Origin of the sequence: Rufibacter sediminis, from assembly GCF_014269285.1 — a bacterium.
GTDB classification, from domain to species: domain Bacteria; phylum Bacteroidota; class Bacteroidia; order Cytophagales; family Hymenobacteraceae; genus Nibribacter; species Nibribacter sediminis.
On the sequence record NZ_JACOAF010000044.1, the window covers coordinates 17,665 to 30,124 of the forward strand.

Annotated in this window: 6 protein-coding genes; all 6 read right to left on the reverse strand. The window is 54.2% G+C overall.

The window, feature by feature from the left end:
- Positions 1-136 precede the first annotated feature (136 nt).
- The 6 genes from H7U12_RS18660 to H7U12_RS18685 all read right to left on the reverse strand — a co-directional run bounded on the left by H7U12_RS18660 (position 137) and on the right by H7U12_RS18685 (position 12,460).
- Entirely contained in the window at positions 137-1,408 is a 1,272-nt protein-coding gene (locus H7U12_RS18660; RefSeq protein WP_186640940.1) for a M28 family metallopeptidase, read from the reverse strand.
- Positions 1,409-1,418: 10 nt separating this feature from the next.
- A complete protein-coding gene (locus H7U12_RS22720) occupies positions 1,419-1,817 on the reverse strand; it encodes a VanZ family protein (RefSeq protein WP_186640942.1) in 399 nt (132 codons plus the stop codon).
- A 12-nt stretch (positions 1,818-1,829) separates the two neighbouring features.
- Complete coding sequence (gcvH, locus tag H7U12_RS18670; RefSeq protein ID WP_186640944.1) at positions 1,830-2,210, reverse strand: glycine cleavage system protein GcvH; 381 nt, start codon at positions 2,208-2,210, stop codon at positions 1,830-1,832.
- A 58-nt stretch (positions 2,211-2,268) separates the two neighbouring features.
- Positions 2,269-9,336 carry a T9SS outer membrane translocon Sov/SprA gene (gene sov, locus H7U12_RS18675; RefSeq protein WP_241749540.1) on the reverse strand — a complete coding sequence of 2,356 codons (7,068 nt, stop codon included), beginning with the start codon at positions 9,334-9,336 and terminating at the stop codon, positions 2,269-2,271.
- A 102-nt stretch (positions 9,337-9,438) separates the two neighbouring features.
- Complete coding sequence (gene ruvA / locus H7U12_RS18680) at positions 9,439-10,029, reverse strand: Holliday junction branch migration protein RuvA (RefSeq protein WP_186640946.1); 591 nt, start codon at positions 10,027-10,029, stop codon at positions 9,439-9,441.
- 160 nt (positions 10,030-10,189) lie between these two features.
- Positions 10,190-12,460, reverse strand: a complete 2,271-nt coding sequence (locus tag H7U12_RS18685; protein WP_186640948.1) for an NADP-dependent malic enzyme — start codon at positions 12,458-12,460, stop codon at positions 10,190-10,192.

A 12,460-nucleotide genomic window follows, 5' to 3' on the forward strand; every position in this document is an offset into this window, starting at 1 on the left:
CTGTTTCTACTCATAAGGGAAACTATGCCGCCGGAAACAGGTTCCTTCGTTTTCCTTCCCGAGCCATATAGAAGCACAGCTGTTTTGGGCCTGTTTTCGGAAAAACGGGGCCAAAACGGTCTTCGGCTGATACGTTTTACAAGGCTTTGATGAACCCTTGGATCAAGGCCATCACTTCTTTGAATTTAGTGAGCGGCAGCGTGTCAGCGGTGTCTTTGGGATGGTGGTACTCGGTGGTGGTGCCGCCCAGGGTGTAGAAGAAGAACGCGGGAACACCTTTCTCGGAGAAGAAGTAATGGTCTGAGTTGGCGGCTTTGCCCCGGCTCCTGATCTGGGAAACATACCGGTGCTGCTGGTTCAGTTGCTGCAACAGGGAAAACTGTTTGGGGAAGACGCTGCCGTTCACTACCATCAGTCCTTCTTCGCCGGTGCTCATCAAATCAAGGTTCAACAGGAACTTGATTCTGTTCAGCGGGAAGAGCGGATTCTCGGTGTAGAAACGCGAGCCTACCAGACCCGCTTCTTCTCCCGCGAAAGCCATGAACGTGATGGAAACGTCTGGCGTGTTTTGGGGCTGGGCGTAATAGCGGGCTAGTTCCAGCAACATGGCCGTGCCGCTGGCGTTGTCATGCGCGCCGGGAAAATACAAGTCTTTGCCTTGATGGCCTAAGTGATCATAATGCGCCGTCACTACCAAAAAGGAATCTGGCTTGATTTTACCAGGAATAAACCCGATGACATTCTGGCTCCGGTACTGTGGGTCAAGGCGGGCATCTACGGCAAAGGACACTTTCTTCGCTTTTTTCGGCCAGGATTTTTCCAGCACCTCCAATATCGGGAACGGCAACTGCTCGCCCTTGATAGTACCCATCAACTTGGGGCCGGGCTGGCGCACGATCACGGCAGCCACGCTTCTGAGCTGCGGCTGGAACGGCTCCGGTAACGAAAGCAACTCTTGGAAATGGCGTTGGTACACCACCAGTATTTTGTTGCTCAGGTTATTGGTCAGGAACTGTTGCGCCACGTCCACGTCTTTCAGGATCAGGGTGTCTATGTCATAGACTCTGCCTTCGCCGGCTCCGGACCCGGTGGCCGCGTGCGCGATGAAATCAACCCCGGGCACCAGGGCTTTGCCGTCAATCTCCAGTTTAAGGCGGTTCTCCAGAATGTTGACGGGAAGGGTAAACGGTTGCTTGTAGCCGGCAGCGAAGGGACGCAGACCAATGGCTTCAAACTGTTTCTGTAGATAATTGGCGGCCAGGCTATCTCCTTTGAAGGCGTACCCGCGGCCGTGCAGAGCCGGGGAGGAGAGATCAGAAATGGTTTGGCGCACCCGCGTCATGTCCTGGGCTTTTGCCTGAACACATAGTAGGAAGAGGAGGAGAGAAAGCCAGCGGTAGGGGAGCATGGAATCGTTTTTAGCCTGTTTTACGGAAACTGGCCGCAAAACGCCGCACGAACAGAAACCACAGCGCCAAGCCAATGACCCCGCCAATGGAATTGCTCAGGGCATCTACGGGATCTGCGGCCCGGCCCAAGCCCATGGAGCCTTGCAGGATCTCCACCAGAATACCGAAAGCCACTACCAGCAGAAAAGAGCCGGTGATTAGGCGGGTTTTTAAATGGACGGAAGGGTCACGCTGTAACCCGAAAAGCAGGAGAAGCAACTGCACCCCAAAGAGGAGGGCGTGCACCAGGGAATCAACGGTGAAGAACTCCAACTCTGGAGCAGGTGGTAAAAGAGGGGCGGGCAATAAGGTCAGTACCAGAATGATTACTGCCCACCCCAGTGCCAGTGCATAGTAAGCAAGACGCACGGCAGAACGATGTTAGGCGCCTACCAGCTCGCGGTACGCGGCGGCAGAAAGAAGCTCGCCTACTTCGGCTTGCTCAGCGATAGACATCTTGATCATCCAGCCATCGCCGTAAGGATCAGAATTCACCAACTCAGGGCTGCCGTCCAGTTTCTCGTTGATTTCCAAAACCTGGCCAGAAAGCGGGCTAAACAAATCAGAAACGGTTTTTACCGCTTCAACGGTACCAAATACTTCTTCTTTGGCTACGTCTTTGTCCAGGGTGTCAATGTCTACATACACAATGTCACCCAGCTCGCGCTGCGCGAAATCAGTAATGCCTACGTACGCTACATCGCCTTCAATCCGGATCCACTCGTGGTCTTTGGTGTATTTCAGCTCCTCAGGGAAGTTCATAAGAGATTAATTTAAGTTTGTTTCAAAATTACATTCTTTTTGGCACGTGCCGCAAGCCTTATTCAGATAAACTGAACCGAAGCTGGATGCCGCCCTCGGTCACGGTGTTCCGGAACGCGTTGGCCACTTTGGGTTCGTTGATGTTCTTGGTGAAGTAGAACTGCAGGTTCAGGCGCTGGCTTACCACGTAATCAACGGTAGGCCGTATCTGTACCTGCAACGCGCCGGCGGTGGTCAGGTTGTTCTGGTACTCGTTTCCGTTGGTATCTACCGCAATGGTGCGCTGAATGGTTTCATTGTCCCGGAAAGTAAAGTCCAGGCGCATGGTCAACTCATTCTCCAACGTTCTGCGCGAGCCACCCACCCGGAACGGAATTTTGAAGTTAGTGGTGGTGTAGCCCAGGCCTACTACCACATCTTTCACGTCGTTCTCGGTTACCTGCGCGTTGGTCATGTTCAGGAGCAGGTTGCGTTGGGTTTTGTACTCCAGACGGCCGGTGATCTGTCCTTTGGTCCGGAAGTTAATCCCCACCAGTGGGTTCATGCTCTCGGTGATGGCTACCTGGCTCACGATGTAGTACGGAATCACTTCGCCATTTTCGTTTGCCCGGTCCGGGAAGCCGCTCGGCTCAAAGCTGTAGTCCAGCGACGTGCTGAAGTTGGCAACCGTGTAGGTAGACTGGTAAGCGTGGTTCAGGGTAAAGGAACTGAAATATTGCTGGAAGAAAGGCAAGGCCGCCAAACCATTGTACACCACGTTCCAGTTAGGCAGTGGTAGTGCATCAAACGGTTTGGTGGATTTTGCCTTGTAGCCGTTGATGTCCTTGCCCTGATACGCGTTCAGGAACGCCGGAATGAGCACGTCCTGTGAATTCAGGGCGTACAGCCCCGGTCCGTTGTTGGCCGTGTTCAGCCTTTCTGCCACCGTAGCCCGGTACCGGATAAAGTTTTCAAAAGCCTCTGAACTGTTCCCGGAACCTGACTCAAACATGGTTTGCAGCGAGATAAAGGAAACGCGGTAAGAGCCGGTGGTGAACGGAGTCTGCCGTTTCACGATCAGATCCTCAGTGTCACGACGGTAGTACACTTCATCAATCTCAGATTTGTTCATGATCCCGTCCAGGGTGATGATGAAGTTCCTGAATGGCTCAATGGTGGCACGGGCTGTTAGGTTAACGGATTTCAGGGAGCTCAGCGGCGTGTTCAGGTACTGACTGCTGTCGGTGTACCAGCCTTCGCGGTTCGCTCTCTGGAACAGTTCATCCAGTTCATACTGCTTGCCCAGCACGAAGTCCAGACCCGGCGCGCCAAACCCATCGGCTAGCCCGAAGTTCTTAGTGGTAGGCAGGAAGCCCGGCAGCAAGGTGCCTTCGGTACGCGCATACGTGAAGTTGACGGACCGCGCTGACATCAATGCGCGCAGGATTCCGTTTAGGACCTGCCGTCCGCCACTTCTGGTAGAATCTGGCGTTGCTGGCTGCCCCGGCTTAACCGACTGCTGCCGCACTCCCGGGTTAGGAGAGGCTTCGTTTGCCGCCTTCAGGAAGCGCACCTTGTTGTAAAGGCGTACCAGGTCCAGTTTTCCGCTCAGGCTGGTCTCAGTGTTGTTCTCAATGGTGTTTCCCAGTTGCAGGGTATCGTTTCGGCTGAGGGCGGTAGAGGCGGAGGTCCAGGTGAAACCGGCCTGGTACCGCGCATCGGCTGAAACCCAGTCGGTGAGCGGGAACTTGTCCAGCGGTAACCGGTACGTGGCGGCTACTATCTGGTTGAAGTTGGTATTGCGGCCAAATCTCTTCAGGTTATCCCAGATCACTTTGTTTTTGTAGCGCAGGGAGTCCACTTCGTCCGTAATGCGCCCGTCTGGTTCATCTACCACGGCCCGGTTGGTGGCGGTATAGTCCAGGGAAAGGCTCTTGGTGATGTCCCACTTCACGTCATAGATGCGGTTGAAGAAGAACGATTTCTGGAAAGTAGGCAGGAAACCGACGGTGTCTGGCAAACTGTACGGCGAGGTGCGGCCCTGCAGGAAGGTCTCGTTGTAGCGGCGGTCTAAGTCTGCCCGTACGGAGATTCTGCTGGGCTGTAGCGTGAAGTTGAATTCCTTCAGCCATTTGAGGTACGGCGACTGGAACGCTTTCACGTTGGCAAACGGGGTATAGCTTTTAGGGGAGTTGTTGTAGTTGTAAGCAATACCGCCGGTGTAGGTTTTAGAGTAGTTCCGGTCCGTGGAGATATCGGTGTGCAGGACTTCGGTGTAAGCGTAAGAGAAGGACAGGTTCTCTATGTCATACACGTGGCTCTTGGCTTCCGGATCGGTTTTCTCTTTCCGGACGTTGAGCAGGTTCACGCTCTTGGTGGTGGTCTGGCTTACTACTTCCTTCCGGTACCGGTCCTTTTCTGAATCACTGTCAAATTTCTGCAACGAAAGGTCTAACTCGGTGTCTCGGTCCAGCGGGTCATAGCGGGGCTCACTGACGGTGCTGCCGTACTGCACAGACAGGGGCACTACCAAGCCTAAGCCAGAAGGCAGCAGTTTCTCCGCGGCCACGTTGGCGGTGACATCAAACTGGCTGGTGGTCTCTCTAGCCCGTTGCGAGGCGGTCTGCTGAATGCCGCCAAACCCTACAGTGGTGTAAGAACCGGTGGCGGTGATGTTGGCAAAGTCAGCGAGCTTCACGTTGGCGCGGGCGGTGGCGGCCCAGCCGGCGGTGCGGTCAAAATCTGACACACGCAGCTCATTCACCCACAGCGTCACCGAATGGGCCGCCTTGTCTGGTGAGGCCGGGTTCTCCAGACCTATCATCAAACTCTGCACGTCACTGAAGTCCGGGTTCCCTATCACTCTGAATACCTTGCCGTCTTCGCGGGATTCGGTAAACACCTGGTTCAGCGGGAAGCTGGCCTGGTTCCGTCTTGATTTCAGTTTCACAAACTCCTCAAAGGCCACGTCAATGAAGTTCTGCTCGTTCCAGATCTGGTACGGGTCACGGCTGCCCTGCGGCGTCATCTTCAACGGAATGGAGAACTCATAGTAGTTCTGGGTAAAGTCGGTTCCTATCCGGAGGAAAGCGTTTACTTCGTTGTCCTGAGTACCGCTTGGGCTCTGCGCATGCACGTACATTTTCAGGCGCTTGTAGATCAGCATGTCCTGTGACACGTTTTTGTACACGGCCTTGCTGAAAGAATCCCGCAGGTTCTCCACTGTTAACTGCAAAGACTGTTCGTTCTGGCGGCGGTTGTTGGCCGAGGAGTAATCCCGCTGGCGTTCTACGCCCGGTGGCACCACGTACGGGATGGTACCGGCATCTACCTCGCCATTTTCCTCAATGCTAACCGAAGATACCGCAAAAGAAGAGGCATCAGAGTCGCAGTCACCTACGCAGGGAGCCCCGTTAGACAGAATAGAGTTGTAGGTACGCCACTGGTTGGAGACAAACTGCATCTGGGCAAAGCGCAGAACTACGGGCTCGGCAAACTGGGTGGTGTACATCCGCATAAACCGGATAGACTTGAAGCCTTGCATGTTGTTCACGTTGCCAGTCGGTTTTCTCACCGGAATCCGGAACTGGTACCAGCTGATTCTATTGCCGTTCGCGTCTGTGGAATCTACTTTGTCTACAATGTAGTTATCGCCTACAGCCAGTTTGTTTGGCCGCAGGTCAATGTTGTATTCATAGTACTGCTCCAGATCACTGAGGACGTTGTCTTTGTTCAGGTCTTCTTTGTCTGGGAAGGCATTGGAGGAAAGCTCACTGTTCACCGGGGAGTTGCCTTCCATGCCGTTGAAGTTCTTGTAACGGCCTAGTACCCCGGTGTTGGCCGCGTCATACGCCCCGTCTAAGTGGTGCCGGAAGTTATCAGCCGATGGATCTTCCAGGGTGCTGTAGATGCCTTGGAAGAAGGCGCGTTCGTCCGTATCGTTCAAACCATCCAATCCGATGTCCTGGAACTGGCGGGAACCGGGTTCCGCGTCAAAGGCATCGGTCAGGAACTGGTTGCGGGTGACGCGGCCCCAGGCGGTCGCCTCAGTGGCCTCCAGGTTTCCGTTGGTCGGCAGGCCGTTCTCAAACTGGTAGCGCTGGTCTTTCAGGAGGTCTTCTGAGATATTACCTAAGTTAAAGACCAGTTTACCGTTTTCATCCTGGCTGTTACGGGCATCATCTAAGCCTGTGATGATGCTCCGGCCCCGGTCTCCCTTGATAAACGGATCCAGCATCCAGAACTCCAGGTACTCTATGTTGGCGTTGTCAAAGTTGTTGTCAAAGGAAATCTCCCGGCTGATACCGCCCCAGTTGTTCCGCGGGTCTCCGGGTAAGGTGCGACCATCTGAACTGACTCCTGGGTTGTAGTTGTACTGCCCGCGTTCTCTGGGGTAATACGCCAGGTCAAAGGTGTATTCATAGGAGTTGTTAGTCTCCGGGTCACGGTTAGGGAAGATCTCCCGTCGCTGCACGCCCCGGACATAGTGGTTGGCCAGTTCTTCCCGGCTGATGTTGTTAGGGCGTAATCCGCTGGAGGTGTAGTACACCTGGTCAATGGTGTACCAGGCCAGTTTGGCCCGGTTGTAAGCGTGTGCCAAGCCAGTGGTACCATTGGCAAGAGGAGCCGGAGTGGCCGCCAAGCGCCAGGTATTGGTATTGAATCCGCCGAGAGAATACGGGGTTTTGGCGTTTTCAAAGTCATCTATGTATGACACGCCGTCTTCTCCTACAAAGGAGGTTTTTTGGGGCACCAATTGGGCAATCTCGGCTCCTAAAGTAACGGCGGAAGGTTCCTTGGTTTCCAGGAAAGGCAACTTGTCAGTGAGGCGGGTCAGCAGACGGGACTCCCGCCGATAGTTGACATCAAATCCGTAGATGGTGTTGTTGCTGGGCTCGTCCCCAATGTTGACGCGCTGGATAAAGGGCCTTTCGCCCTGGTGCAGCACCGTGGCGCCCAAAATGAGGTCATTGTCTACCCTGTAATCAAACCTAGCGCCTAACAGTGTTCTGGGCTGCACGCTAAGAATATCGGCTTTCTCATAGGTGACGCGCAGGTTGCTGGCGCTGTTGAGATAGCTGGGGTTCAGGATTTTCACGCGGCCTAGGTCATAGAATACCTGGTAATCCTGGCCCTCTACCAGTTTGGTACCACCGGAGTACACCGCCACCGAGCCTTCGGCAATCCGGATGCCGGGTAGGGTGATCTCATCGGTGCTAGAAGCCTGGTAACGGCCCTGGATAAAGAACTTATTTTTCTGGGCGAACTGCTGGGCATCAGTCTGGATGGAGTCATACAGCTCCTGGTACACATATTTATTGATGAACTGGTCTTCTGTGCCCGGCGTGAACTGGGAGCGGAGGAAAGAACCAAACGGCTCTACCTGCGGGAAGAAGATGCGGCCAGATTCTGTGTCAATGGTGATGCCTGATAGAAAGTCAAAGTTACCGTCTTTGGGAGGGTCATTGTTGGTGTTGACGTTGTCCAGGTTGAATACCTGGATCAGCGGAATGCCTTTCAGCCGCGATTCATCCTGAAAACTGGTCAGGTCTCCGCCGGTGGCATCGTCTTTATAGGCAATGTTCAGTTGGAAATTCTGGCGGTCCACCTGGTTGGCGTTGAGCGCATAGACGTTTTTCATCATCAGGTCCCAGGTAGGCAGGTTCAACCCGGGGTTGGTGCCCCGGAGAAGCTTCAGGTAAATCACCTGGTCTTCGGGCACGTTCTGGTAGTCTTCCTGAAGTTCCCCCACTTTGTAGGTGCGGCCATTCAGCGTGTATTCAAACGCAACGCCCAGCACCTGCTCCGGCAACAAAGCGGCGTTCAGGGAGATGTAGCCCAACTGCGCGTTGAACTTGTATTCGGTCTGGTCCAGGCGACGCGCCCGCACGTGCTCAAAGTCAGAGGTCTTGCGCAGGCCAAACCCTTCCAGGAAGTTGTCAACCTGGGTATTGTTTCTATTGGTCAGGCTGGCGTATAAGGTGTTCTGGTTGTTGCCGGCGGCGGCATTGGCGGGTAAGTTGTTGCTGAAACGGCTCTGAAACGGCTGCGGCTCACCTAAATCCATCAGGGCGACTACGTTCCGGAGGTTTTGAGTGGCGCGGTTGTCATTGGTGATGTACACTTCCAAACGGCGCACCACAATGCCCGAGTTCACCAGCGGCAAGTTGCGGAGCGCCTGGTCATAACGGTTCCGGAAGAATTGCGCCAGAAAGAAGTGGCGGTCGCGGTCATACTCATCTGCCCTGATCTCAAAGCGGCGGTTTTGCGCCCCGTTTTGAATATCTACCGCATCAATGCTCCCGCGTTGGTTGGCGGCAATGGCGGTCACCGAGAGTTTCCCCAGCTGCAACTGCGCCTTTAACCCGAAGAGGTTCTGCCCACCCTGGATCAGGGAGTTGTTCAGGGGCAGGCTCACGTTACCAGCCTCTATTTTCTGGATGATCTCTTCTGGGTAGCCGGTGTACTCCAGCTTGAGGTTGTTCTCAAAGTCGAAGTTAGCTTTGGTGTCCCAGTTGGCCGTAATGCGCATCTTTTCGCCAATGCGGCCGTCAATGTTCAGGGCAATGCTTTGGTCAAACTCAAAGTCCCCGATGCTCTGCTGCCGGATAGGAATGGCCGGGTTCTCGTTCTTGTTGAAAAGAGCTCCGAACTTGAGCGTGGCCAAACCGTTGGGCCGGATATCTACGGTGTTTCCGCCAAACAAGCGGTCAAACGTACGGCCTCCTAAGTTAAGGGTAGGCACCAGCCGGCGGCTGGGCGCGGCGGGGTTCTGCTCATCCAGCGCCGCAGATTTGGTGCGCCAGTAATCCCGGATGGCCTTCTGCTGCTGGTAGCGGGAGTACTCCTCAAAGGTCATGGTGCTGGGATCGCGGTAGTCATAGCCGCCAATCTGCTCCGTGATTTCGTACCTTTTCAAGCTGTCATCGGGCACTACCTGTAACTCTACGTTTTTGGGCAGCGGCAACAAAAGCGGTGACAGCGTGGTCCTGTTGGAAAACGGATCTCCCCGCCGATCATCGAAAATCAGTTTAGGACGCCGGGAAGGAATGTATCCCTGGTTTTTGATTGTGTCTTGTACTTCTTCTTCATCTATTTCAGACAACCCTATGAGCGAGGCGGAGGCACCTGCCATAGTAAAACTCATTGGCTCGGCCTGAGAAAGCCAAGCCATCAACGACACCAACCCTACTGCGGCTGCAAGAACGTGAGGCTTTCTTTTGTAAAACACAAATAATGGGGAAGTTTCTTAAGACGACTTCAAAGCGAATTTGATCATTTCTTCCACGGTCAAGCCTGCGCCCTCCCGCTTGATGATAGCATCCAGGGTTTTCTCGGCGATGTTCTTCGCGAAGCCTAATGTAACTAACGCTGATAACGCCTCCTCCCGTGCCGTATTGTGCGCACCAAAAGAGACGTTTATCGCATCTGGACCCAATCCTTTCCGGAATTTATCGCGGAGTTCCAGGATGATGCGCTGGGCCGTTTTGGCGCCTATGCCTTTCACCTGCTGGATGGTCCGGACATCTTCCCGCACAATGGCCTGCTGCACTTCCTGCACGGTTAGAGAGGAAAGAATCATAAGACCAGTGTTAGGCCCCACCCCCGAAATGGAGATTAAATGCAAAAAGGCGCTTTTCTCAGCGGGGGTGGCAAAACCGTACAAGGTATGCGCGTCTTCCTTGATGTGTTGGTGCGTGTAGAGACGGCAGCGTTCTCCCTCGGGCAGTTGCCCGTAGGTGTTCAGGGAAATACGCAGTTCATACCCCACCCCTCCCACATCAATGATGACGAAAGTAGGGTCTTTCTGAGCCAGGCGGCCATCTAAGTATGCGATCATTTGACCAGCAGTATGTAAAGTGAAATCAGATTTATAAGATAATAAAAACATTCTGTTTTCAGCCTATTTTCAAAGGAATAAGCTAAAAACAGAATGCTGTAGTATAGAACTAAGAGAAGCGCCCGCCGCTCAGGATAGACCCACTACGCAGTGGTACTATTTAGAGTTTTGTCTTGGATGTTTGCGCATCTACCACCGCAATGGCCACCATATTGATGATCTCCCGCACGGAGGAACCTAACTGCAAGATATGCACCGGTTTACGCATGCCCATCAGGATAGGGCCAATGGCTTCTGCCCCGCCAATTTCCTGTAAAAGTTTATACGCAATGTTACCGGCAGCCAGTCCCGGGAAGATGAGGGTGTTGGCCCCCACGTTCGCGAGTTCGCTGAATGGATAGTGTTCGCGCAGCAGATCACGGTTTAGGGCGGTGTTAGCCTGCATCTCGCCGTCAATGATCAGGTCTGGGTAACGCAGCTTGGCCAGGCGGGTAGCCTCCCGGGTTTTAGTTGGTACCTGTCCTGAACTGGACCCGAAGTTGGAGTAGGAGAGGACCGCCATGCGGGGCTCCTGGTCAAAGAACCGCACGTAACGGGCCGTCAACCCGATGATGTCCACCAGTTCCTCGGCGGTAGGTTGCAGGTTCACGGTGGTGTCAGCGAAGAAGTATGGCTCTTTCTTGTTTTGGATTATATACATACCCGCCACTTTGTTCACGCCTTCTTCCACGCCAATGACGTGCAGGGCCGGCTTGATGGTAGAGGAATACTCGCGAGTAAGGCCGGAGATGAGGGCATCGGCTTCGCCGGTTTCCACCATCATGCAGCCGAAGTAGTTGCGGTCGCGCACCAGTTTGCGGCAGTCAAACAGAGTTAAGCCTTTGCGCTTGCGTTTCTCATACAATAAGTGGGCAAATTTCTCGCATTTGGCGTCTTCTTCGCGCGGATCAATGATCACGCTGCCCGTCAGGTCCATGTTGAACTCTTCAATCATCTCCTGAATGCGCGCGCGCTCACCCAACAGAATAGGATACGCCAGTTTCTGCTCTAGTACAGTTTGGGCCGCCTTCAGAATCTTGTAATGATCGGCTTCCGCGAAGACCACGGTTTTAGGGTTCTGCCGGGCCTGGGTCAGGATCCGGTTCATCAGTTTCTGGTCAATGCCAATGCGGGCCTGCAGTTCCTGGTGGTAGCGCTCCCAGTTGGTAATAGGAAAGCGGGCTACGCCGGAATCCATGGCCGCTTTGGCGACCGCCGGGCTGATGGTGGTGATCAGGCGGGGGTCCAGCGGCTTAGGGATAAGGTACGTGCGACCGAAAGCGATGGAGTTATCGCCGTAGGCTTTGTGTACGATGTCCGGCACGCCTTCTTTGGCCAGTTCTGCCAGGGCATACACGGCAGCCAGCTTCATGGCTTCGTTGATCTCGGTGGCGCGGACGTCCAGGGCACCCCGGAAAATGTAAGGGAAACCGAGTACGTTGTTCACCTGGTTAGGATGGTCTGAGCGGCCGGTGGCCATGATCAGATCTTCACGGGTGGCCATCGCGGTTTCGTAGGCAATCTCGGGGTCTGGGTTGGCCAGGGCGAAGATGATGGGGTCTTTTGCCATCAGTTTCACCAATTCAGGCGCTAAAACGTTGCCGGCACTCAGGCCCACAAACACATCGGCTCCTTCCATGGCTTCGGCCAGGGTGGTGATCTTTCGGGTGGTCACGAACTGGGCGCGGTAGATGTCCAGGTCGTTGCGCTCCGGGTTGATGATGCCGTCTTTGTCAAACATGACGATGTTGTCAATCTTCACGCCCAGCTCCAGGTACAGCTTGGCGCAGGCAATGGCGGCGGCTCCGGCCCCGTTCACCACCATCTTGATCTTGTCAATGTCCTTGCCCACCACTTCCAGGGCATTCAACAAGGCGGCGCTGGAGATGATGGCGGTACCGTGTTGGTCATCATGCATGAGCGGGATGTTCATTTGCTCACGCAGGGCATTCTCAATCTTGAAGCTCTCCGGTGCTTTGATGTCCTCCAGGTTAATTCCCCCGAAGGTGGGCTCCAAAGATTTCACAATCTGGATGAATTTCTCTGGGTCGGTTTCGTCAATCTCAATATCGAACACGTCAATGCCCGCAAATTTCTTGAAGAGCACGCCTTTTCCTTCCATTACGGGTTTGGAGGCATCGGGGCCTATGTTCCCCAGACCTAAAACGGCGGTACCATTTGAAATAACGCCCACCAGGTTGCCCTTGGCGGTGTATTTGTAGACATCGTCTTTGTTGGCGGCAATCGCTTTACAAGGCTCCGCTACACCCGGCGAATACGCCAGGGCTAAGTCCATCTGCGTGCTCACCATTTTGGTAGGCACCACCTCTATCTTGCCGGGTTGGCCCTGGCTGTGATAATTCAGTGCGTCTTCCTTGTTGATTTTAATCAT

What these genes read in the sequence shown, in the direction of transcription:
- ruvA (WP_186640946.1), bottom strand. Translation starts at nt 10,029, where the DNA reads ATGATCGCATACTTAGATGGCCGCCTGGCTCAGAAAGACCCTACTTTC.
- gcvH (WP_186640944.1), bottom strand. Translation starts at nt 2,210, where the DNA reads ATGAACTTCCCTGAGGAGCTGAAATACACCAAAGACCACGAGTGGATC.
- H7U12_RS18685 (WP_186640948.1), bottom strand. Translation starts at nt 12,460, where the DNA reads ATGATTAAAATCAACAAGGAAGACGCACTGAATTATCACAGCCAGGGC.
- sov (WP_241749540.1), bottom strand. Translation starts at nt 9,336, where the DNA reads ATGAGTTTTACTATGGCAGGTGCCTCCGCCTCGCTCATAGGGTTGTCT.
- H7U12_RS18660 (WP_186640940.1), bottom strand. Translation starts at nt 1,408, where the DNA reads ATGCTCCCCTACCGCTGGCTTTCTCTCCTCCTCTTCCTACTATGTGTT.